This is a genomic window from Kitasatospora sp. NBC_00374 (assembly GCF_041434935.1).
Taxonomy (GTDB): domain Bacteria; phylum Actinomycetota; class Actinomycetes; order Streptomycetales; family Streptomycetaceae; genus Kitasatospora.
Map to the genome: position 1 here is coordinate 1,536,060 of NZ_CP107964.1, position 22,363 is coordinate 1,558,422.

Annotated in this window: 22 protein-coding genes; 8 read left to right on the top strand and 14 right to left on the bottom strand. The window is 73.9% G+C overall.

The window, feature by feature from the left end; all coding sequences use genetic code 11:
* Positions 1-268: 268 nt before the first annotated feature.
* The 3 genes from aceA (at position 269) to OG871_RS06970 (ending at position 4,214) form a co-directional block, all read left to right on the top strand.
* Positions 269-1,561 (top strand): isocitrate lyase, encoded by a 1,293-nt coding sequence (gene aceA / locus OG871_RS06960; RefSeq protein ID WP_371495051.1) that lies wholly within the window; start codon positions 269-271, stop codon positions 1,559-1,561.
* 144 nt (positions 1,562-1,705) lie between these two features.
* The gene (aceB, locus tag OG871_RS06965) at positions 1,706-3,316 is read left to right on the top strand and encodes a malate synthase A (protein WP_371495053.1); all 1,611 of its coding nucleotides are present in this window, start codon (positions 1,706-1,708) and stop codon (positions 3,314-3,316) included.
* A 31-nt stretch (positions 3,317-3,347) separates the two neighbouring features.
* On the top strand, positions 3,348-4,214 hold the full coding sequence (locus OG871_RS06970; protein WP_371495055.1) for a 3-hydroxybutyryl-CoA dehydrogenase: 867 nt from the start codon (positions 3,348-3,350) through the stop codon (positions 4,212-4,214).
* Positions 4,215-4,257: 43 nt separating this feature from the next.
* Here the strand turns inward: OG871_RS06970 and OG871_RS06975 are convergent, their stop codons facing one another.
* Genes OG871_RS06975 through OG871_RS07000 form a run of 6 tightly spaced genes read right to left on the bottom strand, consistent with a single transcriptional unit; the run spans position 4,258 to position 9,946 of the window.
* Entirely contained in the window at positions 4,258-5,061 is an 804-nt protein-coding gene (locus OG871_RS06975) for an SGNH/GDSL hydrolase family protein (protein WP_371495057.1), read from the bottom strand.
* Positions 5,062-5,110: 49 nt separating this feature from the next.
* Positions 5,111-6,334 carry a beta-ketoacyl synthase gene (locus OG871_RS06980; RefSeq protein ID WP_371495059.1) on the bottom strand — a complete coding sequence of 408 codons (1,224 nt, stop codon included), beginning with the start codon at positions 6,332-6,334 and terminating at the stop codon, positions 5,111-5,113.
* Positions 6,331-6,573 carry an acyl carrier protein gene (locus OG871_RS06985; protein WP_371495061.1) on the bottom strand — a complete coding sequence of 81 codons (243 nt, stop codon included), beginning with the start codon at positions 6,571-6,573 and terminating at the stop codon, positions 6,331-6,333. The genes OG871_RS06980 and OG871_RS06985 overlap by 4 nt, the downstream gene beginning before the upstream one ends.
* A gap of 54 nt (positions 6,574-6,627) precedes the next feature.
* Positions 6,628-8,037: an MFS transporter gene (locus OG871_RS06990; RefSeq protein ID WP_371495063.1), complete on the bottom strand. Its 1,410-nt coding sequence runs from the start codon at positions 8,035-8,037 to the stop codon at positions 6,628-6,630.
* A complete protein-coding gene (locus OG871_RS06995) occupies positions 8,034-8,972 on the bottom strand; it encodes a class I SAM-dependent methyltransferase (protein WP_371495064.1) in 939 nt (312 codons plus the stop codon). Before OG871_RS06995 ends, OG871_RS06990 begins: the two co-directional genes overlap by 4 nt.
* On the bottom strand, positions 8,969-9,946 hold the full coding sequence (locus tag OG871_RS07000) for an acyl-ACP desaturase (RefSeq protein ID WP_371495067.1): 978 nt from the start codon (positions 9,944-9,946) through the stop codon (positions 8,969-8,971). Before OG871_RS07000 ends, OG871_RS06995 begins: the two co-directional genes overlap by 4 nt.
* 252 nt (positions 9,947-10,198) lie before the next feature.
* Here OG871_RS07000 and OG871_RS07005 point away from each other — a divergent pair, with 252 nt between their 5' ends.
* Positions 10,199-11,356, top strand: coding sequence for an alpha/beta hydrolase (locus OG871_RS07005; protein ID WP_371495069.1), 1,158 nt, complete (start codon positions 10,199-10,201; stop codon positions 11,354-11,356).
* A 62-nt stretch (positions 11,357-11,418) separates the two neighbouring features.
* Here the strand turns inward: OG871_RS07005 and OG871_RS07010 are convergent, their stop codons facing one another.
* Genes OG871_RS07010 through OG871_RS07020 form a run of 3 tightly spaced genes read right to left on the bottom strand, consistent with a single transcriptional unit; the run spans position 11,419 to position 12,427 of the window.
* Entirely contained in the window at positions 11,419-11,784 is a 366-nt protein-coding gene (locus OG871_RS07010; protein WP_371495071.1) for a hypothetical protein, read from the bottom strand.
* Positions 11,781-12,044, bottom strand: a complete 264-nt coding sequence (locus OG871_RS07015; RefSeq protein WP_371495072.1) for a hypothetical protein — start codon at positions 12,042-12,044, stop codon at positions 11,781-11,783. The genes OG871_RS07010 and OG871_RS07015 overlap by 4 nt, the downstream gene beginning before the upstream one ends.
* A gap of 35 nt (positions 12,045-12,079) precedes the next feature.
* Entirely contained in the window at positions 12,080-12,427 is a 348-nt protein-coding gene (locus OG871_RS07020; protein ID WP_371495074.1) for a hypothetical protein, read from the bottom strand.
* Positions 12,428-12,964: 537 nt separating this feature from the next.
* Here OG871_RS07020 and OG871_RS07025 point away from each other — a divergent pair.
* Positions 12,965-14,920: a PAS domain S-box protein gene (locus OG871_RS07025; RefSeq protein ID WP_371495076.1), complete on the top strand. Its 1,956-nt coding sequence runs from the start codon at positions 12,965-12,967 to the stop codon at positions 14,918-14,920.
* On the opposite strand, the gene OG871_RS07030 is transcribed toward OG871_RS07025, so the two are convergent.
* The gene (locus OG871_RS07030; RefSeq protein ID WP_371495078.1) at positions 14,907-15,320 is read right to left on the bottom strand and encodes an MMPL family transporter; all 414 of its coding nucleotides are present in this window, start codon (positions 15,318-15,320) and stop codon (positions 14,907-14,909) included. The two genes, OG871_RS07025 and OG871_RS07030, sit on opposite strands and share 14 nt — an antisense overlap.
* Positions 15,321-15,381: 61 nt before the next feature.
* Between OG871_RS07030 and OG871_RS07035 the strand changes: the two genes are divergently transcribed.
* Together OG871_RS07035 and OG871_RS07040 are read left to right on the top strand one after the other, a co-directional pair.
* Positions 15,382-16,092 carry a response regulator gene (locus OG871_RS07035; RefSeq protein ID WP_371495079.1) on the top strand — a complete coding sequence of 237 codons (711 nt, stop codon included), beginning with the start codon at positions 15,382-15,384 and terminating at the stop codon, positions 16,090-16,092.
* 230 nt (positions 16,093-16,322) lie between these two features.
* A complete protein-coding gene (locus OG871_RS07040; protein ID WP_371495081.1) occupies positions 16,323-18,434 on the top strand; it encodes an alpha-galactosidase in 2,112 nt (703 codons plus the stop codon).
* An 87-nt stretch (positions 18,435-18,521) separates the two neighbouring features.
* Here the strand turns inward: OG871_RS07040 and OG871_RS07045 are convergent, their stop codons facing one another.
* Both OG871_RS07045 and OG871_RS07050 read right to left on the bottom strand, forming a co-directional pair.
* Positions 18,522-19,229: a ribonuclease H gene (locus OG871_RS07045; RefSeq protein WP_371495083.1), complete on the bottom strand. Its 708-nt coding sequence runs from the start codon at positions 19,227-19,229 to the stop codon at positions 18,522-18,524.
* 60 nt (positions 19,230-19,289) lie between these two features.
* On the bottom strand, positions 19,290-20,114 hold the full coding sequence (locus OG871_RS07050) for an alpha/beta fold hydrolase (RefSeq protein WP_371495085.1): 825 nt from the start codon (positions 20,112-20,114) through the stop codon (positions 19,290-19,292).
* Positions 20,115-20,178: 64 nt separating this feature from the next.
* Here OG871_RS07050 and OG871_RS07055 point away from each other — a divergent pair, with 64 nt between their 5' ends.
* Entirely contained in the window at positions 20,179-20,604 is a 426-nt protein-coding gene (locus OG871_RS07055; protein ID WP_371495087.1) for a MarR family winged helix-turn-helix transcriptional regulator, read from the top strand.
* Between the two features lie 190 nt (positions 20,605-20,794).
* Here the strand turns inward: OG871_RS07055 and OG871_RS07060 are convergent, their stop codons facing one another.
* Positions 20,795-21,718 carry a MurR/RpiR family transcriptional regulator gene (locus OG871_RS07060; protein WP_371503234.1) on the bottom strand — a complete coding sequence of 308 codons (924 nt, stop codon included), beginning with the start codon at positions 21,716-21,718 and terminating at the stop codon, positions 20,795-20,797.
* Between the two features lie 135 nt (positions 21,719-21,853).
* The gene (locus OG871_RS07065) at positions 21,854-22,261 is read right to left on the bottom strand and encodes a hypothetical protein (protein ID WP_371495089.1); all 408 of its coding nucleotides are present in this window, start codon (positions 22,259-22,261) and stop codon (positions 21,854-21,856) included.
* Positions 22,262-22,363: the final 102 nt, after the last annotated feature.

The following is a 22,363-nucleotide window of genomic DNA, read 5'->3' on the forward strand; positions in this document are numbered from 1 at the left end:
GACTTCGCAGATTCGCAGGATCGGATTCGCAGAAGTTGGCAGCCGTCCACCGGTGACGGCCGCCGCCGGGGCTGCCAGAGTCGGTGCTGCGGCCGGAAGGCGCACCACGAACGGCCCTACTGCCAAGGCGTTCTCCGCCTGGCGGCAGGAGCCGAGGGCTACGACGTCCCGGCAGCGCCGCTGCCTGCCCGGCGCCCCCGGCCGCACTTTCACCGGGCGAAGTGATCGGCCTCACATCCTTCGCAACGAGCATCCTCGGGAGCAGATCATGACGCAGTCGGTTCGGCAGCAGCAGGAGCAGCAGGCGGCGCGGCTGGCCGCCCGGTGGGCGTCCGACCCGCGCTGGGCGGGCGTCGAGCGGACCTACACCGCCGCCGACGTGGTGCGGCTGTCCGGCACGGTGCGCGAGGAGCACACCCTGGCCCGGCGGGGCGCCGAGCGGCTGTGGCGGCAGCTGCACGAGCAGGACTACATCCACGCGCTCGGCGCGTTGACGGGCGGTCAGGCCGTGCAGATGGTGAAGGCCGGGCTGCAGGCGATCTACCTGTCGGGCTGGCAGGTGGCCGCCGACGCCAACCAGGCCGGGCAGACCTACCCGGACCAGAGCGTGTACCCCGCCAACTCCGTTCCCCAGGTGGTGCGCCGGATCAACAACGCGCTGCTGCGGGCCGACGAGATCGACGCCGCCGAGGGCAGTGACGGGCCGGACTGGCTGGTGCCGATCGTCGCGGACGCGGAGGCCGGCTTCGGCGGCCCGCTGAACGCCTTCGAGCTCACCAAGGGCATGATCGCGGCCGGCGCGGCCGGCATCCACTACGAGGACCAGCTCGCCTCCGAGAAGAAGTGCGGCCACCTCGGCGGCAAGGTGCTCGTGCCCACCGCCCAGCACGTCCGCACGCTCAACGCGGCCCGGCTGGCGGCCGACATCGCCGACGTGCCGACGCTGATCGTGGCCCGCACCGACGCGCTCGCCGCCAACCTGCTGACCACCGACGTGGACGAGCGCGACGCCCGGTTCTGCACCGGCGAGCGCACCGCCGAGGGCTTCTACCGGGTCGAGCCGGGCATGGGCCCGGTGATCTCCCGCGGGCTGGCCTTCGCCCCCTACGCGGACCTGCTCTGGGTGGAGACCGGCACCCCGGACCTGGCGCAGGCCCGCGAGTTCGCCGAGGCCGTCAAGGCCGAGTACCCGGACAAGATGCTCGCCTACAACTGCTCGCCCTCGTTCAACTGGAAGGCGGCCCTGGACGACGACCAGATCGCCAAGTTCCAGCGGGAGTTGGGAGCGATGGGCTACCGCTTCCAGTTCATCACACTGGCCGGCTTCCACGCGCTGAACCACTCGATGTTCCAGCTCGCCAAGGGCTACGCCGAGAGCGGCATGACGGCCTACGTCGACCTCCAGGAGGCCGAGTTCGCGGCCGTGCCGGACGGCTACACGGCGGTCAGGCACCAGCGCGAGGTCGGCACCGGCTACTTCGACCAGGTCAGCACCGCGCTCAACCCGAACGCCGAGACGCTCGCCCTGAGCGGCTCCACCGAGGCCGAGCAGTTCCACTGATCAGGCCCGGCCGGCTCCCCGCTGCCGGCCGGCCGCCCCAGACCTTCGCCCGGGGTCCCGTTGAGGGACGGGACCCCGACGGCCGCCCGTGCCCGGGGCCGCGTTGGGAGACGCGGCCCCGGGCCCACCTTCCTGGAGAGCCGGATGACCCTGACCAGCCGTATCGAGATCCTCGGTGAGCCCGAGGAGCGGTTCGACGAGATCCTCACCCCCGACGCCCTGCGCTTCGTGGTGCGCCTGCACGACGCCTTCGCCGGACGCCGCGCCGCGCTCCTCGCGGAGCGTGGCCGCCGCGCGGCCGCCCTGGCCGCCACAGGCACCCTCGACTTCCTCCCGGAGACCCGCGCCGTCCGGGAGGACCGCACCTGGCGGGTCGCGCCGACTGCGCCCGGCCTGGCCGACCGCCGGGTGGAGATCACCGGACCGCCCGAGCGCCGGATGACCGTCAACGCGCTCAACTCCGGGGCGAAGGTGTGGCTGGCGGACTTCGAGGACGCCACCGCCCCCACCTGGCACAACCTCGTCTCGGGCCAGCTCAACCTGCTGGACGCGGTCGAGCGCCGGATCGACGACACCACCCCGGAGGGGAAGCGCTACCGGATCGGGGACACGCCCGCGACCATCGTGGTCCGCCCGCGCGGCTGGCACCTGGACGAGGCCCACCTGCTGATCGACGGCCGCCCGGCGGTCGGTGCCCTGGTCGACTTCGGCCTGTACCTGTTCCACTGCGGCACGCGGCAGATCGAACGGGGCAGCGGCCCGTACTTCTACCTGCCCAAGCTGGAGAACCACCTCGAAGCGCGCCTGTGGAACGAGGTGTTCACCTTCGCTCAGGACGAACTCGGCATCCCGTACGGCACGATCCGCGCCACCGTCCTGATCGAGACCGTCACCGCCGCGTTCGAGATGGACGAGATCCTCTACGAGCTGCGCGAGCACGCCGCCGGCCTCAACGCCGGCCGCTGGGACTACCTGTTCAGCCTGATCAAGAACTTCGCCGGACACGGCGAGCGGTTCGTCCTGCCCGACCGCGCCACCGTCACCATGACCCAGCCGTTCATGCGCGCGTACACCGACCTGCTGGTGCGCACCTGCCACCGGCGCGGCGCCCACGCCATCGGCGGCATGGCGGCCGCCATCCCCAGCAGGGACCCGGCCGCCAACGAGGCCGCGCTCGCCAAGGTCCGGCTCGACAAGGAGCGCGAGGCCGGCGACGGGTTCGACGGCTCCTGGGTCGCCCACCCCGGCCTGGTCGCCACCTGCCGGGAGGTCTTCGACGGCGTGCTGGGAAGTCGTCCGCACCAGCTCGACCGGAGCCGCGAGGACGTCGAGGTCGGCGCCGCCGACCTGCTCGCCGTCCAGCGCCTGTCCGTCGGCCTGCCGACCGGCGAGGGCGTGCGCTCCAACGTGGCGGTGGCACTGCGCTACCTGACCGCCTGGCTCGGCGGCTCCGGCGCGGTCGCCGTCTTCGGACTGATGGAGGACGTCGCCACCGCCGAGATCGCCCGCTGCCAGCTCTGGCAGTGGCAGCACCACTGCTCCCGGCTCACCGGCGGCTCGCTCGTCACTGCGGACGTGGTGCGGCGGCTGATCGACACCGAGCGGGCCGCCCTGCTCGCCGAGGGCGCCGACCCGGCCCTGGTCGACGACGCCGTCCGGATCCTGGTGGAGACCGCGCTCGGTGCGGAGCTGCCCGCCTTCCTCACCACCGAGGCCTACGCCCGCCACCTGGTCCGCGTCCGCACCGCGGCCTGAGCCGTCCCAGCCCAGCAAGGGAGACAGCACCGTGAACGAGATCCGAAGGGTGGCCGTGGTCGGCGCCGGGCAGATGGGCTCCGGCATCGCCGAGGTCTTCGCCCGCGCCGGCCTGGACACCGTCGTCTGCGAGCGCGGCCCGGACGCGCTGCGCGCGGCCCGCGCCCGGATCGACCGCGCCCTGCACCACGCGGTCGAACGCGGCCGGCTCAGCCCGGCCGGGCGCGAGGACGCCTGGGCGCACCTGCTCTTCGCCGACGATCTGGAGGCGCTGGCCGACCGCCAGTTGGTGGTCGAGGCCGTGGTCGAGGACGAGCCCGTCAAGACGGAGGTGCTCGCCGCCCTGGACAAGGTGCTGGCGGACGAGCAGGCCGTCCTCGCCACCAACACCTCCGCCATCCCGGTCACCCGGCTCGGCATCGCCACCGACCGCGCCTCGCACGTCCTCGGCCTGCACTTCTTCAACCCGGCGCCGGTCATGCCGCTGGTGGAACTGGTCTCCTCCCTGCACACCGACCAGACCGTCCTCAACCGGGTCGACAGCTTCGTCCAGGACACCCTCCGCAAGCACGTCATCCGCTCCCGCGACCGGGCCGGCTTCGTCGTCAACGCCCTCCTGGTCCCCTACCTACTGTCCGCGATCCGGATGGCCGAGGCCGGCCACGCCACCGCCGCCGACATCGACGCCGGCATGGTGCACGGCTGCGCCCACCCCATGGGCCCGCTCCAACTCGCCGACCTGATCGGCCTGGACACCGTCCAGGCCATCGCCGAGTCGCTGTACGAGGAGTACAAGGAACCGCTGTACGCTCCGCCGCCGCTGCTGTCGCGGATGGTCGAGGCCGGACTGCTCGGCCGCAAGTCGGGACGTGGCTTCCATCGCCACCGGACGGCCTGAACCAAACGGTGGACGCCTTTCGGCGAGCGCCGCCCGCCGCCGCTCAGCGCGGCACCACCTCGGTCGGGTCGAACAGCCGGGCCGCCGCGAGCAGGCTCGGCAGCATCCGCTCCGCGTGTTCGGCGTACCCCCGCGCGCAGGGGTGGACGCCGTCCGGGCCCAGGAGTTCGTGTGCGCGGTCGCGGAACTCGGTGCCGGAGGACGGCGCCGGCACCGCGCCGGCCCGCTCGGCGGCGCGGAGCTGGAGCCGGGCCAGGCGCCGGGCCCGGTGGGCACCCAGCCAGCGGGCCGGTGCCCGGAAGCCCGGGCCGTACCCGGGATTCGGGCAGGGCACCACGACCGGCTGCCAGCCTTCCTCGCGCAGGCCGTGGACCAGGTGGGCGAAGCTCCGGGCGGAGCGCCCCAGCGGCCGCGGGAGCAGGACGTCGTTGCCTCCGATGATCAGCACGGCCACGCCGGGCCGCAGGGCGGACGCCCGGGCGGCCTGCCGACGGGCGCCCGCCGTGGTGGCGCCCACCCGGGCCAGTACCCGCAGGTCCACCGGCCGGTCGAGGTGCTCGCCGAGGGCGTGGGCCAGCCGGGCGCCGATCGTCTCCTCGCGATGGCGGGCGCCGAGGCTCTGGGCGAGCGAGTCCCCGAGCATCAGCAGGGTGAGCGGCCGGTCGTCGGCGGGCGCAACCGGTCCGTACCGCCCGTCGGCGTACGGGACGGACCAGTCGGCGGGCGGACGGGACATCAGCAGGCGGCAGTAGAGGCGGGCACCGGCGACCCGGGCTCGGGCGAGCAGGCCGCCGCGGCGCACGGGGCGGTCGGCGCAGGACGTACGTTCCCTCGCTGGGGTGGTCATGGTGCACTCTCCGGGTCTGGCACGGACGGTGGGGCCGGACGGCGCCGGGTCAGGCGGTGGTCAGCACGACGGCCGCGTTCTGGCCGCCGAAGCCGCTGGACACCGAGACGGCCGCCCGGAGGGCGACCGGCCGGGGCACCTTGGTGACCACGTCGAGGTCGATCCCCTCGGCCATCCGGTCGAGGTTGGCGGTCGGCGGGATCAGCTGGTGCTGCAGGGTCAGGACGGTCAGCGCCGCCTCGATCGCGCCGGCCGCGCCCATGGTGTGGCCGATCACGCTCTTGTTCGCCGTGACCGGCGGCGGACGGCGGAAGACCCGGTGCAGCGCCGCCGCCTCCACCGGGTCGTTCAGCGCGGTGCCGGTGCCGTGCGCGTTGACGTGTCCGATCTCGGACGGCACCAGCCCGGCGTCGGCGATCGCGGCCTCGACAGCGCGGGCCAGCCCCTCGCCGCCCGGGGAGGGGGCGGTGAAGTGGTACGCGTCGCCGGCGGCGCCCCGGCCCGCCAGGTAGGCCCGCGGACGGACGCCGCGCGCCCGGGCGTGCTCCACCCGTTCCAGCACCAGCACGCCCGCTCCCTCGCCGAGGACGAAACCGTCCCGGTCGGCGTCGAACGGACGGGAGGCGCCGGCCGGGTCGTGCCGGCGCCGGGAGAGCGCGCCCAGCCGGTCGAAGGCCGTCGCCACCATCGGGGAGCACGGGCTGTCCGTGCCGCCCGCCAGGACGAGGTCGCAGTCACCGGATCGCAGCAGGTCGCAGGCCAGGCCGAGGGCGGTGGTGCCCGAGGCGCAGGCGGTGCTGGCGACCAGGCTCGGCCCGCGGGCGCCGAGGTCCAGGCCGACCTCGCCGGCCGCCATGTTCGGAATGCTGCGCGGCAGCATCAGCGGCGAGACCCGGTCGGGCCGGCCCCCCTCCAGCCGGGCGTACTCCACCTGGTAGGTGGCGACGCTGTTGGCGCTCACCCCGAGCACCACACCGACCCGGTCACCGTCCCACCGCGCCGGGTCGAGCCCGGCATCGGCGACCGCCTCCCGGGCGGCCAGCACGGCCAGTTGGGCGAAGCGGTCCAGCCGGCGGGCCAGCCGGCCGCCGAGGAGGGCGTGCGGGTCGAAGTCGGCTGCCCGGCACGAGAAGTCCACCGCCAGGCCCGCCAGTCCGGGGTCGGGGCGCGCCGTGGGCAGCCCGTCGCAGAACCGCTCCCAGTTCGCCGCCACTCCGAACCCGGCCGGGGTGATCAGCCCCAGCCCGGTCACGGCCACCGCACGTGTGCTCAACTGACCGCGCCCGCCGCCCGGTCTGCGTCGGCCAGGGCGGCCAGCTCGCCGAGGGTGCGGTCGGGCCCGATGTCGGTCACGGTGACGCCGAGCCGCTCCTCCACCATCAGGGAGAGCTCGACCAGGGCGAGACTGTCCAGGTCCAGGCCGGACAGGACGGCTTCCGGCCGGACGAGGCCGGGCGGAACGTCGAACTCCGTGACGAGGCAGTCGCGGAGGATCTCGTACGTCTCGGACATACCGGTGAGGCCTTTCACTTGCAGGGATCCGACGGTGCTGAGCGGCAGGGCGGCTCAGTCGGGTTCGGGGACGAGCACGGGGACGGGGCCCGGGCGGCGCCCGGGCAGCCGGTACCAGGCGAGGACGGCCGCGGCCAGCGCGACGGTCCCGCCCACCCGGGAGGCGGCGCCGAGCCCGTCGGTGAAAGCGCCGACATCCCCGGCCGGCGCCCCGCTCACCGCCGTGGCCAGGACGGAGCCCAGCACGGCCACACCCAGCGTCGAACCGACCTGCCTGGTCGCGTCGTTGAGCGCCGAGCCGACCCCGGCCATGGCGGTGGGCACCGCGCTCATCACCAGTTCGGTGGCGACCGGCGCGAGCAGTCCGGCGCCGAGACCGCTGACCCCTTCGAAGACCATCACCGGCCCGTCCCCGGACTCGGCCGCCAGACCGCCCAGTTGAGCGAAGCCCGCGACGATCAGCAGCAGGCCGCCGGCCGCCGGGACGCGCGCACCGAGCCGCCGCGCCACCATCGGACCGATCACCGCACCGACCGCGAGCCCCAGCGAGAGCGGGATCATCCGCACGCCCGCCTGCTGCGCCGACAGGCCCCGCACCTGCTGGAGATAGAGCGTCAGCAGGAACATCGCGCCGAACATGGCGAAGGACATCAGCGCCAGGCAGAGTGTCGCCGGCCAGACCGGGCCACCGCCCAGCAGCCGGACCGGGACCATCGGCGCCGGACAGCGCAGCTGCCACCACGCGAACGCCGTGAGCAGCAGCAGCGCCCCGGCGAACGCGGCGAGCACCTCGGCGCTGGTCCAGCCGTACCCGGGCGCCTCGATCACTCCCCACACCAGCGCCAGCAGACCTGCGCAGGAGAGCAGCGCACCCGCAGGGTCCGGCGGCCGCGCCCGGGAGTCGCGCGACTCGGGCAGCACGGGCACCGCCGTCAGGAGGAGCGCCACCACCGGCACGTTCAGCCAGAACGCCGCCTGCCAGCCGTAGTGCCCCACCAGCCAGCCGCCGACGACCGGCCCGAACAGCGCGCCGACCCCGGCCACCGCCGCCCAGACTCCGATCGCCCGCCGCCGGTCCGCCGGGTCGGGCAGCACGTGCACGATGGTGGAGAGCGTGGCGGGCATGAACAGCGCCGCTCCGAGCCCCATGCCGCAGCGGGCGGCGACCAGCTGGGCGGCACTGGTGCCGACCGCGCCCGCCAGCGAGGCGAGCGCGCACAGCACGAGCCCGACGGTGAACGCCAGCCGCCGGCCGTACCGGTCGCCGAGGGCGCCGGCGGCCAGCACGCAGCCGCCGAGCGCGAGCGCGTAGCCGTCCACGATCCACTGGGTCTCGGCCATGGTGGGGCCGAGGTCGGCCCGCAGTCCCGGGATCGCCACGTTCAGCACCGTGAAGTCGAGCCCGAGCAGGAACAGGGCGGCGCAGACCACGGCCACCGCGCCCCACGCCCGCCGCCTGCTCACCGGGCCCGCCCGGCGGCGGACGTCCCGGCCCCGCAGGGCAGCCGCAGGGGTTCGTCGCGCCGCCGGAAGCCGATCCGGTAGAGCGTGGCGGCGCCGCGCAGGAACGTCACCTCGCAGGCCCGAAGGTAGAGCCGGTACCGCCGGTATCCCGCCGGGCCGACCAGGCGCTCGGCCTCCTCGCGGGCCCGGAGCAGCCGGGCGGACCAGGCCTTGAGGGTCCGGGCGTAGTCCTCGGCCGAGGCCCGGACGAGCGTGACCGAGAAGTACGGGTCGCAGGCGGCGGCGATCTCGCTCAGCCGGGGCAGCGCCGCACCGGGGAAGACGCTGGCGGCGACGAAAGAACCCACCGGCCCGTCGCCGCCGGCCACCCCGTCGTACGCGATGGTCTGCAGCGACATCCGGCCGCCGGGGCGCAGCCAGCCGTGACAGCGTTCGAAGTAGGTCCGGTAGGCGGCCAGGCGCTCGGCGTGGTCCATGGCGGCGGTGGCGAAGTGCTCGAACGCGCCGACCGAGACGATTGCGTCGTACGGCCGCTCGGGGCGGTGGCTGTCCCAGCTCTCCAGTCTGACCTCGACACCGGGCAGTCCGAGCGCCCCGACGTACGCGTGCTGGGCGCGGGAGAGCGTGAGCCCGGTGGCCTCGGCCACCCGCCGCTCGACGACCGCGTGCGCGAGCATCCCGCCCCAGCCGCAGCCGACGTCCAGCAGGCGCGGACCGGTGCCTGCGGCCGCGCCGGCCAGGTCCAGGTGGAGGTCGAGCTTGGCCCGTTGCGCGCGGGGCAGGGCGGTGGCGTCGGGCTCGTCGGGTGGGATGCCGTCCCAGAGCGCCGCCGAGTAGGTCAGTGTCGGGTCGAGCCACAGCGCGTAGAACTCGTTGCCGAGGTCGTAGTGGAACTCGATGTCGGCGGCGCTGGTGCCGGTGGTGGTGATGGTCATGCCTCTCCAGTTCGGGGGGCGCCCGTGTGCACGGTGTGGCCACGGCGGGCGCGGACGGCGAGGGCCTGGGCGCGGCGTTCGACGAACCGCGCGGCCCGGGTGTCCAGGCGGGCAAGATGATCGGCGAGCCGTTGCCGGGCCTGCTCGCCCGCCGACCGGAGGCCGCCCAGTTCGAAGATCCCCAGCGAGCGCAGCAGCGGCAGCAGGACGTCGTCGTGATGGATCCGCGGGTCGTAGACGCCCGCGACCGCGACCTCCGCGGCCATCCGGGCGAAGCCGGGCATGCCCTGGCCGGGCATGGCGAAGTCCCGCACGGTCGCGTCGAGCACGGTGAGCACCCGGTCGGGGGAGATCTCCAGTGCGGCACGCAGGAGTTCGCGGTAGAAGACCATGTGGAGGTTCTCGTCCTGGGCGATCCGGGCGAGCAGCCCCTCGCAGACCGGCTCGCCGCTGAGCCGGCCGGTGTTGCGGTGGCTCACCCGGGTCGCGAGCTCCTGGACGGTCGCGTAGGCGACCACGCCGAGCACACCGACGGGTTCCGGGACGGCACCCGAGGCCAGCTGCGCCGTCCGGGCTCGTTCCAGGGCGATCGGGTCGACGGCGCGGGCCGCGTGCAGGTAGGCCCGGATGGACGAGGCGTGCCGGTCCTCCTCGGCGGTCCAGTGGTGCAGCCAGGCACCCCAGACGCCGTCCCGGGAGGTCTGTGCCCCGAGCGTCCAGTGGTAGCCCGGCAGGTTGTCCTCGGTGAGGAGATTGACCACCAGCGCCGAGCGTACCGCCGGGCTCAGGGCGGACTGCTCGGGCGTCCAGGGCTCTCCGCCGAGCGGGCCGTCGTAGTCCCGGCCAAGGCTCCACGGCACGTACTGGTGCGGGAACCACTCGCGCGCCGTGGCGAGATGGCGGTTCATCAGCTCATCGGCGACCGGTTCGAGTTCGACGAGCCAGCGGACGGCTCCGGCGGTAGCGATCTTCACGGACAGTGATCGTCGCGGAGCCGTCCGTGTACGCGCAAACCGGCGTCACCCGGACGGGCCAAGCGCGGCCGCGAACGCCTCCTCGCCGGCACCGGCCCGGGCGGCCGGGCAGCGGCAACGGCGGGTCGGCGAGGATCACAGAAATCTCCCAGCTTTCCCTCAGGAGTGGGCAACCGAACGGCTGTTCCCTGCCGTCACTCCTGTCGCCGGGCGCACGGCCCGGGCGGCACAGGAGCTGGGTACCACAACGCGATGAATCTGACCGGCACTCCCTTCCTCATCCTCACGATCGTCCTGTTCGTGGCCTCCGTCGCACTGGCGATGGCGCAGTGGAGAGGCAGAAGGCTGTTCTCCGGACGGGTCCCGGCCGTGGAGCAGCGGCGCCGGCCACGGCGGACGCTCTCCTACCTCTCCAGCATCCTGTTCTGTCAGTGCACCGCGGTGGCCCTGGTCTTCGTCCTGGTCAACAACGAGAACCTGATCTACGACAGCTGGGGCGACCTGCTCGGCACCTCCGACCACGTCCGGGCCGTGCCCGTGCCCCCCAAGGACAACGGCCTCGCCGGCGACCAGGCCGCCGCCTCCGGCGCCCCGGCCCCCAAGGTGGCCCAGTCGTTCCACCCCTCGGACTCCGACGCCGTGCCCAGGAGCGTGAAGCAGACCGACCTCAAGGGCCGGCTCTCCGGTGTCGACGGCGAGGTCCTGGTCTGGACGCCGCCGCAGTACGACGACCCCGCGTACAAGGACCGGACCTTCCCGGTCGTCGAGCTGCTCGCCGGCTACCCCGGCGCGTCCAGCACCTGGTTCGGCACGATGGACGTGACCAACCAGCTCGAACCGCTGATGAAGTCCGGCCAGGTGGCGCCCTTCCTCCTGGTCTCGCCCCGGGTCACCCTCCTCGGCAAGACCGACACCGGCTGCGCCGACATCCCGGGCAAGGTCAACGCCGAGACCTGGCTGTCGCGTGACGTCCCGCAGATGATCGTGGACAACTTCCGGGTGGACACCACCCCGGAGCGCTGGGCGCTGGCCGGCTACTCGGCCGGCGCCCACTGCGCGACCCGCCTCGCCCTCGCCCACCCGAACCGCTACCGGGCCGCGATCAGCATGTCCGGCTACAACGACCCCGCGGGCGAGCCGGCTTCACTGACCGCCAAGGACAGCAAGCTGCGCGAGACCTCCAACCCGCTCTACGTCCTCTCCCACGCCCCCACCCCGCCGAACGTCGCACTCTTCGAGAGCGGCAGGAAGGGCGACGGGTTCGAGGACGCGACGGCCCTCCAGCAGGCGGCGAAGAGCCCGACCACCGTCACTCCGGTCGAGACCACCGGCCCGCACCTGACATCGACCTGGAAGCCGCTGGTCGCCCCGGCCTTCAAGTGGCTGACAGGCATCATCCCGGCCCGGTAGCGGGGCGACGGGCGCACCGCGCCGGTACTGCACCGGCCACCGCCCCGCCCGGAGCGGAGGGCTCAGCCTGACGACGTACCCGGGGCAGGCGCGTCCGGCTCCGGGGGCTCCGGGCCGTCCGGGACGCCGGTGCCCGCGGCCCCGGTCGGCCCGATGCCCTGCCGGGCGGTCTCGCAGACGCTGCACGCGTGCCAACGCGAGGGCCACCACGGCTGGTCGAGGTCGGCGGTCCGGTGGGGACCGAGCGTCATGTCGCCGGTCTCCAGGCCGCACAGGGTCAGCGGGCCGCAGGCGCCTGACGCGTCCGGGTGCGCGCGGGCGGCGTGCGCCCGCCGGACCGGCCCCTGCGGGTCCGCGGGCCGGAGGCCGGGCCCCAGGATCCGTACGTTCGTCGGTACATCCAGCTCCAGCACAACGAGAATGCTCATGCCCTCACCGTCGCCCCCACCCGGGCCCGGCGCATCCGCACGCCGCCACCCGGTCCACGGCCGCGCCCGGGGATCCCGGGCGCCGTCCGGACGGCGCAGCCGCGACCCGCCCCGGGCATGCCGCCACCCCAGAGCCCCGCACTCGTCGCGGTGTCGAGGGACTCGGTCGCGGACAGGTCGAGGTGCAGCGCCGCGCCGCCCCCGGCGCAGACCCGGCGGTCGAACAGGCACAGGCCGGTCAGCGGCAGATCGGCGAACACCTCTGCATCCAGCCGCAGTTCACACTCCAGCAGCCTCAGTGCGGCGGAGCGGCGTCCGCGCAGACCCGGGTGAGCGCCTCGTGGACACCTCGCGCATAGTCCAGGGCGACCGTACGCCTGGTGGAGCCGAGGAGTTCCTCCCAGGCGGCCTGGCACTCGGCCAGCACCCCTTCGCGGCTCGGGCCGACCGCGCCGGGCAGGGCGGTCACCGTGATCGGGGCCGCGGCCAGACCCCCATGGGCCCAGCCCAGGGCGTCGAGCACCCCGCGGCGGTAGCGCTCGGAGCAGCTCTCGACCGGGCTGCCCGCGATCAGCAGGGTTTCGAGCTCGCGTGCCCGGCGCGCTCCGACGGCGGGCGACGGGCCGGTCTGTTCTACGGTCATGGATCGCACCTCACTGAAGCCGCAGCCGGTAGCGACGTTCACCGGGCGGGGTTCGCCCCGGGTACGGGCCCCCCGCCCCGTTCAACGCGGTGGCGGCAGGTCCGGCGCCGGACCGGCGGCGGGCGGCCCGAGGACGGCGTCGGTCGGGGCCGTGGTGGTCGTCGGGTAGGCCGTCCGGGCGAATCGCTCGATCATGGGGATCTCTCCCGCTCGGCAGGGGAGGAGACACGGCGCCACCTCCTCACACGAACCGTAGGCGACCGGCGCACCCGCCGCCCGGCCGGGAGAGCCGGACGGTGCAACCCGCCCGGGGACAGCGGGGATCCCTGGCAGGGACACCACCGGCGGAAGGAGCGTCAGGCGCAACCGACCGATCGGAATGGAGCATCGACCGGCCGAACCGGGTCATCCTGCCGCAGCTTCCGCACACCGATCCGCCGTACCGCGCCACCGCACTAGCGTCCTCCCATGGTCACCACTCGCAGCAAACCGGTTGACGGACCGTCGGACCGAGACCCGGCCGCAAGCCCGACGGCGATGCCCCGGCAGCGCGCCTCCGACCGGGACATGGACGAACTGCGCGCCGCCGAGGAGCGTTTCCGGGGCCTCCTGGAGTCCGCCCCGGACGCGATGGTCATCGTGGACGACCGGGGGGTGATCAGGCTGGTCAACGCCCAGACCGAGGCCCTGTTCGGGTACCGCCGGGACGAGTTGCTCGGCCGGCCCGTGGAGGTCCTGCTGCCCGACCGCTTCCGCGCCCACCACCCGCAGCACCGCAGCGGCTACACCGTCACCCGGCGCACCCGCCCGATGGGCTCCGGCCTGGACCTGTACGGGCTGCGCCGGAACGGCACCGAGTTCCCGGTCGAGATCAGCCTGAGCCCGCTGGAGACCGCCGAAGGGCTGCTGGTCTCGGCCGCCATCCGGGACGTCAGCGACCGCAAGGCGGCCGAGGCCAGGATCAGCGAACTGGCGGCGCTGGTGGAGTCCTCGCAGGACGCGATCATCACCCACACCCTGGACGGCCGGATCACCTACTGGAACGCCGCCGCCCACCGCCTGTACGGCTACAGCCCGGAGGTGGCCGTCGGCCGCCACATCGGGACGCTCGCCCCGCCGGACCTCAAGGACGAGGTCACCGCACTGCTGGCACGGCTCGCGCGCGGCGAGCGGGTGGAGAACCACGAGTCGCTCCGGGTCTCCGCCACCGGCCGGCTGCTCGACGTCGACGTCACTCTCTGGCCGACCCGGGACCAGTACGGGGCGATCTGCGGCGCCTCCGCGATCGTCCGCGACGTGGCGGACCGCAAGCGCGCCGAGCTGGAGCTCACCCGGCTGTACGAGCAGCAGCGGCACATCGCGCTCACCCTGCAGCGCAGCCTGATGGGCTCGCCGCCCGACATCCCCGGGATGCGGACCGCGAGCCGGTACCTGGCCTCCACCGAGGGGGCGGGCGTCGGCGGCGACTGGTTCGACCTGGTGCCGCTCGGCGGAGGCCGGATCGGGATCATCATCGGGGACGTCATGGGCCGGGGGCTGGAGGCCGCCGCCGTGATGGGACAGCTGCGCTCGGCCGCGCACGCACTGGCCAAGACGGGCATGCCGCCGTGTCAGCTGATGCAGGCGCTGGACGCGGTGGTCGCCGACCTGCCGGACCAACTGGTCACCTGCTGCTACCTGGTGGTCGACCCGGACGCCGGCGAGGTGGCGATCTGTTCGGCCGGCCACCTGCCGGCCCTGCTGGTCTCCCCCGACAAGACGGTGTGCGAACTCCTCGCGCCGGTCAGCGTCCCGCTCGGGGTGGGCGACATACCGCACCGGCAGACGACGCTCCCCGTCCCGCCGGGCTCCACCCTGGTGCTGTACACGGACGGCCTGGTGGAGACGCCGTACAGCGACCTCGGGGTACAACTCTGCGAGCTGGCAGACGAGTTGGAGTGCGCATTCGGCGGGACGCCCAATCTGGAGGAGGTCGCCGACCGGGTGCTCCGGGCGATGCTGCCCCGGACGGACCGGTACCCGGACGACGTGACGCTGCTGCTCGCCCACCTTCCCGCCCCGCCGCTGGCGACCGCCACCACCGAACTGCCCGCGCTCCCCGCCTCGGCGGCCTCGGGCCGCCGCTTCCTGCGAGCCACCCTCCGCGAGTGGGACTGCGCCGGGGCCGAGGACACCGCCGGCCTGCTCAGCTCCGAGCTGATCGCCAACGCGGTCAGGCACGCCCGGGGGCCGATCGGGCTGCGGCTGCACCGCACCGCGGCGGAACTGACGGTGGAGGTCTCGGACACCAGCCCCACCCTGCCGGCCCCCCGCCTCGCCGACTGCACCAGCGAGGACGGCCGGGGCCTGTCCCTGGTGGAGGCACTCGCCTGCAGCTGGGGCGCCCGCCCGACCGGCGCCGGGAAGACCGTCTGGTTCACCCTGACGCTCGACCGGGCGGGCTCCCGGACCGACGCCGTCCCGCCGGCCCCGGCCGCGCTCAGCGGGCCGTGATCCGGTCCGGCTCCGGGGCCGGGGCGGCCGGCTGGTGGTGGTGCGGGTGCCGGTGGTGCGGCTGGTGGTCCGCGGCGCGGCCGGGGCGGACCGGCCACCAGATGCTCCGGCCCAGCAGCGCGGCCAGCGCGGGGACCAGCACCATCGACAGGACGAACGCGGAGAGCACGATGCCCAGCGCCATCGCGAAGGCGACCTGCTCGCTGCCCGGGGTCGCGGCGAGGCTGGCGAAGGAGCCGGCCAGCACCAGGCCGGCCGTCGCGATGGCCGGCGCCGTGTGCCGTACCGCGCGGGCCACCGCGGCGCGGGCCGACCCGGGACGTTCCATCTCCTCGCGGATGCGGTCGCCGATCAGGATGTTGTAGTCGGTGCCGAGTGCCACCACGAACAGGAACAGCACCAGCGGGAGGACGAAGTCGACGCCCGGCCGGGGTGGCCGCCGAGCGGGCGGAGGCGCGTCGATGACCGCGAGCCCTCGGCGGATCGGTGTGCTGATCGCCGACGACCAGCCGCTGGTCCGGCGCGGCCTGGCCCTGATCCTCGGCCCGGACCCGTCCTTCGAGGTGGTGGGCGAGGCCGAGAACGGGGCCCGGGCCGTCGACCTGGCCCGCCGGCTGCGCCCCGACGTGGTGGTGATGGACATCCGGATGCCCGTCCTGGACGGGGTCGCCGCGACCGAGGAGCTCGCGGGCGCCGTGCCCGAGTCCCGGGTGCTCGCCCTCAGCACCTTCGACATGGACGAGTACGTGGTCGCCGCGCTGCGCGCCGGCGCGTACGGGTTCCTGCCCAAGGACAGCTCCCCGGAGGAACTGGGTGCGGCGATCCGCACCGTCCACGCCGGTGAGGCGGTCGTCGCGCCGCGCCTGCTGACCCGGCTGATCTCCACCTACGTACGGGCGCCCCGCGCTGCGCGGCCGCCCGCCGTCGATCCGGGCGAGCTGACGCCCCGCGAGGTCGCGGTGTGGCGCCTGATGGCCACCGGTCTCGACAACGAGGAGATCGCGCGGGCGCTGGACATCAGCCGGTCGACGGTCAAGAACTACATCACCAGCATCTTCGGCAAGCTCGACGTCCGGGACCGCGCCCAGGCGGTGATCGCCGCCTACGAGTCCGGGCTGGTCACGGCCCGCGCGGCCGTCGACGGCCCCGCCGCCGGGCGGCCGGCCGGATAGCCGAGACCTCCGGCCAAGCAAACACAATCAGGCAACATCCAACAGAACCTTGCGTCGCGACTCTACTGCAATGTCGCATGTGCAATTACACTCAACCCCGCAAGCATCCGCCAGGGCAACCACCGCTGGGGTCCACCGGCCTGTCCCCGATCGCCGGCCACCCCGCCGACCCCTGTTGATTTCTGTTCGATCTTCTGCCTCACCCCCACGCCCCCTTCGGAGTCGCTTCCATGCCCGCCTCACCCCGAAGAATCCACCGCCTGCCGAGCGCCCTGCTGACGCTGGCGCTCGCCGCCTCCGGGATCGCCGTCACGACCGGTGCGGCCGTCCTCGCCACGGCCGCCCCGGCCGCCGCGCTCGGCAACGGAACCGCCCTCACACCCCCGATGGGCTGGAACTCCTGGAACAGCCTGGGCACCCAGGTCAACCAGCAACAGGTCGTGCAGACCATCGACTTCATGGCCGCCAACGGCCTCGTCGCAGCCGGCTACGACACCGTCACCATCGACGACGGCTGGTCCCTGATGCACCGCACCGGCCAGACCACCGACCTGGTCCGGCACCCGGACGGCTCGATGCAGCTCTACGACGCGAGCGGCAATCCGGTCAGCGGCACCGACGGCGCCGGCCTCGACCCGACCACCGGCCACCTGATCCCGGACCCGCGCAACTTCCCGTCCCAGACGGTCGACGGGCGGACCGTGAACGGCATCGAGTACCTGGCCCGGTACGCCCACGCGAAGGGCATGAAGTTCGGGCTCTACAGCACCGACACCTACACCACCTGCCAGGGCCACCCCGGCAGCCTCGGCCACGAGAGCACCGACGCCGCCGACTTCGTCGCCTGGGGCGTCGACTACGTCAAGTACGACGACTGCCCCTACGGCCCCCAGATCGTCGGCCCGGACGGGCACAACTACTACACCCAGGGCGAGGGCAAGGAGCTCACCCGGTCGATGTACGCGCGGGTGCAGACCTTCCAGCGGGCACTCGACGCCGCGTCGGCCGCCCAGGGCCGGCCCCGGGTGGCCCTGAGCGTCTCCGCCCAGCCCGTCCACTCCGGGGTGCCGTACCTGCTGGCCGCCGACGACCCGGCCCGCACCGACCCGGTGATCCGCGCCGCCGGCACCCCCGCCTTCCAGGCGCCGGGGTACGCCCCCACCGGCGTGTGGTGCGGCCAGGTCGCGAACCTGTGCCGGATCGGCGGCGACCGCGACAGCGAGATCGACGGCGTCCTGTACAACGGCCAGCTGCGGACGGCGCTGGCGTACCCGGGCAACGTGCGCCAGGGCAGCTGGAACGACATGGACATGATGTTCACGGGCTGGAAGTACGCCTACGCGCTGTGGGGCACGCCCGCCGACACCTGCGTCTGCCACAAGCCCTTCACCGACGACGAGTCCCGCACCGAGATGTCGGTGCTGTCGATGATGGCCTCGCCGCTCATCTCCGGCGCCGACCTGCGCACCGCCGCGCAGACGGTGCAGCACCGGGACGGCTACACCTGGTCGACCGGCATCTCCGAGTCGAGCCTGGCGGTGTACAAGAACCGCGAGGTCATCGCGGTCGACCAGGACCCGCTCGCCCAGCCGGCCACCCTGGTCGGCAACCCGCCGAACAGCGCCACCGACCCGATCGTCCTCAAGCGCCGGCTCGCGGGCGGCGACACCGCCGTCCTGCTGGTCAACCAGGACGGGGGCGCCGCCCGGACGGTCACCACCAGCCTGTCGGCGATCGGCGCGAGCGGCCCCGGCTACTCCGCCAAGGAGCTGTGGACGGGCGCACGGACCAACGTCACCGCCGCCGCGGGCGGTGCCATCAGCGCGAGCCTGCCCCCGCACGGCGTCGCCCTGTACCGGCTGTCGCCGCTGCCGGCCACCGTCCCGGCGGCGGTCGTCGACGACGGCCGCTACCACGCCCTGGCCGCCGGCGGCACCGGTGGCCAGGTCCTGGAGGTCGAGGGCACCTGCAGCTCCCCGGTGGGCTCCAGCGCGGACGTCAACACCTGGTGGCCGACCCACACCTCCGAGATGTGGACCTTCACCACCAACCCGGACGGCACCGTCCGGATCAGCGACAACTGCGCCACCGGCACCCACGTGCACACCGTGCTCGCCGCCGGCACCTCGCCGGGCAACAGCGCCTACCTGCTCGACTACTCGCCCGGCAACCCCTGGCAGGAGTGGCGGGTCGTCCAGAACACCGCGACCGGCGCCCTGATCATCACCAACGTCGCCACCGGCCTGGTGCTCGACACCGCCGGCCCGGCCGCCGGGTCCAGGGCGGTGACCAACACCGCGGACGGAGCCGCGCCGGGCCAGTCCTGGACGGCGGTGTCCTGACCTGCGACCGACCGATGACCTCCCCGGGAGCCCGGACACTCCTGTCCGGGCTCCCGGCGGCCTCGGCCTCGGCCCGGGACCGTCAGGTCAGCTCGCGGCCGCCGCGCACTCCGGGTGCCCCCAGGCCTCCCCCACCTTGGTGATCTTGTCGCCCTTGCCGTACGGACGTGAGCACGGACAGGTGCCGGGGAACCGGGCCGACAGGGTCGGCCGGCGGCCGCCCGGCCGGGCGGCCGAGGTCGAGGCCGAAGCCGAAGCTGCGGGCTTCCGGGTGCTCCGGGTGCTCCGGGCCGCGGTGGCGCTCACCGGGTCCGGCACCGGAAGGTCGGCCGCGGTGCCGCCGGCGGCCTGCTGGGTACGCGCGGCGTCGCTCGCGGCCTTGTCGGCGATCGCGTTCAGCGGGTCGCCGTCCACCTGGTGCGCGGGCACGTACACGAAGGTGACGTCGCGGTCCTCCAGGAGGGCGTCGATGCGCTGGATCAGCTCGCGGTTGGCCACCGGCTTGCCCCCGGCCGTCTTCCAGCCGTTGCGCTTCCAGCCGGCCAGCCAGGTGGTGACGGCGTCGCGGGTGTAGGTGCTGTCGAGGCGCACCTCCAGCGGGACGGCCCGGTCGGTCGCCGCCAGCAGCTGCTCCAGGGCGGTCAGCTCACCGACGTTGTTCGTACTGTGCCCGAGCGGGCCGGCCTGCCAGCGCTGCGGCACCCCGTCGCCGTCCCCGACCACGAAGGCCCAGGCCGCCGGGCCCGGGTTGCCCTTGGCCGCTCCGTCACATGCTGCGATCACTCGTTCCACCATGACCTCGATGATCGCAGGCTTCCGGACGCACCCGCGCACCGACTCGGGGACGGATGGCGGTCAGCCGCCGGCCGTCTCGGCGAACCGCCTTACGTGGGTGAGCAGTTGGTGCGGGGTTTCGAGCTGGGGGACGTGGCCGGTGCCGGGCAGCAGCACGAACTCGGCGCCGGGCACGGCCCGGGCGAAGGCGCGGCCGTACGCGGGACCGACGATCCCGTCGCTCTCGCCCCACAGCACGAGGGTGGGCGCGGTGACGCCGGCGAGGCGCTCACGCAGGGTCGGGTCGGTCATGGACGGCCCGCCGTAGACGCCCAGGGCCTGCCGGTTGGCGGCCAGGACGGCTCGTTGCGGTTCGGTGAGCGCGGCCGGGTCGAAGCGGAACAGGCTCGGGTCGTGGTAGCTCAGCCTGGACAGCTCGACCGGCGAGAGGCCCGAGACGTCGGTGACGGGCGCGTCCGCGACGGCGATGCCGACGGCGTTGACCAGGACGGTGGCGCTGACGCGCGGGCTGTGCAGCAGGGCGAGTTCGGCGGCGATCCAGCCCCCGATGGAGTTGCCGACGACGGTGACCCGGTCGACGTCGAGCCGGTCGAGCAGGTCGCGGTAGAGCGAGGCGAGGCCGGCGACGGTGTCGAGCCGGTCCGGTCGCGGTGTGCCGGCGAAGCCGGGGTGCGTCGGCGTGATCACCCGGGCGGTGCCGTCGGCGGCCAGCAGGTCGGCGAAGGGGGCGACGGACTGCGGCCCGGCGCCGCCGTGCAGGAGCAGGTACACCCGGCCCGCGCCCTGCTGGGTGACGGTGGTGGCCACCGTTCCCGAGTCCGAAGAGCCGTGGTGGCGGAGGTGTTCGACCGTGGTGTGCGCCGCGGCGGGCGGTGTCGATGTCATATCAACAACCTTATATAAGCATGTTGATATAAACAACCTTAGAGCTGAGGGCTACCATCGCAGGGTGAGCACGTCACTCCAGGAACTCGGCCGGGCCGTGAAGCGGCTGCAGAACCGCCACCACAACGCCCTCAACGCCGGCCTGCGCGAACTCGGCGTCAGCCTGGTCCAGTGGGACGCCCTGCGGCACCTCGACCAACGCCCCGACGCATCCCTGCACGACCTCGCCCAGCTGACCTTCCAGACCGACCAGGCCTTCGGCACCCTCGCCGCGCGCATGGTCGACCGCGGCCTGATCGAACGCGTCCCCGGACCCGGCCGGGCGGTGCGGCACCGGCTCACCGACCGCGGCCGCCAGGTCCGGCACGCGGGCGACGAGATCATGGAACGCGTCCTCGCCGAGTCCTTCGCACCTCTCAGCCCCGAGCAACGCGCCACGCTCGGCGGCCTGCTGGACCGCCTGCTGGAAGCCGACCCCGAGGGCGGCTAGCCCGAGGCGGCCGGGCCCCCGGATTACTCCGGGGGCTTCTCGTTACGCCTGGCTGGCGTTTCGACGGACCAGCCCTGCCCGTAGAACGTGAACCTCACCACGCCGAACCTCACCACGCCGGCCGTGCCCGGCCACGCGTCGGCGCGGTGAGTCGTCGGAACGGGCCGGGGGACGCCGGGGGACGGGCCGGTCACTCGTCCGGGAGGAAGAAGACGTGCCGGTCGGCCACCTGCTCGTACGCCTCCAGTCGTGCCTGGGTGCGCTCGGGCAGGGCGTCGGCCATGGACTGCAGGATGGTCGCGGTCAGCACGATCGGCGCGGCGTAGGAGTCGAAGACCAGGCGGGAGCCGGTCCCGGCGCTGAGGACGATGTCGGCGGTGTGGGCGAGCGGGCCGAGCGGGAGGTCGGTGATCAGGGCGACCTTCAGGCCGGTCTCCTTGGCCGCCCGGAGCGCGGAGAGGGTCTCGTTCGAGTAGCGGGGCATCGCGAAGGCCAGCGCCCAGGTCCCGCCGGCCTCCTTGACCTGGAGCAGCGCGTCGTAGGCGACGCTGCCGCCGCTGGTGATCAGCCGCACGTCGGGGTGGATGCGCTTGGCGGCGTAGGCGAAGTACTCGGCGATCGAGACGGAGATCCGCACGCCCAGCACCGCCATGGGCACCGAGTGGGCCAGGTTCTGGCCGACCTCGATCACGGGGGCCGGGTCGCCGAGGAGCTGGCGCAGGCCCTCCAGGTTGGCGATCTCCGCGTCGACGGCGGCCTGCAGCTCGTTGCGGCGGATCTCCTCCGGGCTGTCCGGGGTGGCGGCGACCGCGCTCAGGGCGATCGGGTGAAGGGCCTCCCGCAACGCGGGAAAGCCGCTGAACCCGAGGGCCGAGGCGAACCGCGTCACCGACGGCTGGCTCACCCCGACGCGTTCCGCGAGGTCGGTGATCGACAGGAACGCGGCCTCGGTGATGTGGTCGAGCAGGTACTGGGCGATGCGCCGCTGGGCGGGCGACAGTCTGTGCCCGTCGAAGATCGCGAGGAGGCGGGCGGTCGGCGCCGCTTCCACGGCGGGCTGCGCCTGACGCGCCCGGCTCGGCGAGGTAGCTGTCCGCCGCCAGTTCTCCACGATCCACCTCTCCGTCGGGCCCCCTCGCGGGCCGCTGCGTATGAGGGTATGCGGGCCGGGCTCGGGCGGGGGCCGCGCACCGCCCCCGGGGGGACCGGGGTTCGGGGCACACCGGTCGGCGCAGCGGGCCGGGTCCCGCTACCAGGTGGTGCGGGGCAGGCCCGAGCCGTTCATCAGGGCGCGGGTGACCAGCCGGACGCTGCGGGCGGTGTCGTGCAGGACGCCGAGCTCGGTGGCGTACAGGCGGATGGTCTGCTCGATGACCTGGTCGGACATCCCCATCGCGCGGAGGTCGACGCGGGCGGTGTGCAGTCCCACCCGCAGGGCTCGCTGCTCGTGCTGGAGCTGGAGCTGGACGTGCCGGGCGAGGACGGTGTACTGGCCCGTCATCGTCCCGTACGACGAGTAGCGGGCCGGGAGGAGGTCACGCAGCCAGCGCGCGGCGCTGCGCTCCCAGCCCGGGGTGCCGAACGGGCTGATCTGGCCGGGCCAGTCGGGGCCTCGGTAGATCGAGGTCCAGGCTGTCGTTCGGGTGGACAGGGGCATTATCGCCACCTTCTCGTCGGATCGGCGTAGGCCGGGCGCCTGGCGCCACACGGTGCACAGCCGCGCGTGCCCCGCCAATATGCACATATTCTCACACGATGG

Bases quoted from the DNA above. Each gene is read 5' to 3' on its own strand.
- aceA (WP_371495051.1), top strand. From the start codon at position 269: ATGACGCAGTCGGTTCGGCAGCAGCAGGAGCAGCAGGCGGCGCGGCTG.
- aceB (WP_371495053.1), top strand. From the start codon at position 1,706: ATGACCCTGACCAGCCGTATCGAGATCCTCGGTGAGCCCGAGGAGCGG.
- OG871_RS06975 (WP_371495057.1), bottom strand. From the start codon at position 5,061: ATGACCACCCCAGCGAGGGAACGTACGTCCTGCGCCGACCGCCCCGTG.
- OG871_RS06985 (WP_371495061.1), bottom strand. From the start codon at position 6,573: ATGTCCGAGACGTACGAGATCCTCCGCGACTGCCTCGTCACGGAGTTC.
- OG871_RS06995 (WP_371495064.1), bottom strand. From the start codon at position 8,972: ATGACCATCACCACCACCGGCACCAGCGCCGCCGACATCGAGTTCCAC.
- OG871_RS07005 (WP_371495069.1), top strand. From the start codon at position 10,199: ATGAATCTGACCGGCACTCCCTTCCTCATCCTCACGATCGTCCTGTTC.
- OG871_RS07010 (WP_371495071.1), bottom strand. From the start codon at position 11,784: ATGAGCATTCTCGTTGTGCTGGAGCTGGATGTACCGACGAACGTACGG.
- OG871_RS07020 (WP_371495074.1), bottom strand. From the start codon at position 12,427: ATGACCGTAGAACAGACCGGCCCGTCGCCCGCCGTCGGAGCGCGCCGG.
- OG871_RS07025 (WP_371495076.1), top strand. From the start codon at position 12,965: ATGCCCCGGCAGCGCGCCTCCGACCGGGACATGGACGAACTGCGCGCC.
- OG871_RS07035 (WP_371495079.1), top strand. From the start codon at position 15,382: ATGACCGCGAGCCCTCGGCGGATCGGTGTGCTGATCGCCGACGACCAG.
- OG871_RS07040 (WP_371495081.1), top strand. From the start codon at position 16,323: ATGCCCGCCTCACCCCGAAGAATCCACCGCCTGCCGAGCGCCCTGCTG.
- OG871_RS07045 (WP_371495083.1), bottom strand. From the start codon at position 19,229: ATGGTGGAACGAGTGATCGCAGCATGTGACGGAGCGGCCAAGGGCAAC.
- OG871_RS07050 (WP_371495085.1), bottom strand. From the start codon at position 20,114: ATGACATCGACACCGCCCGCCGCGGCGCACACCACGGTCGAACACCTC.
- OG871_RS07065 (WP_371495089.1), bottom strand. From the start codon at position 22,261: ATGCCCCTGTCCACCCGAACGACAGCCTGGACCTCGATCTACCGAGGC.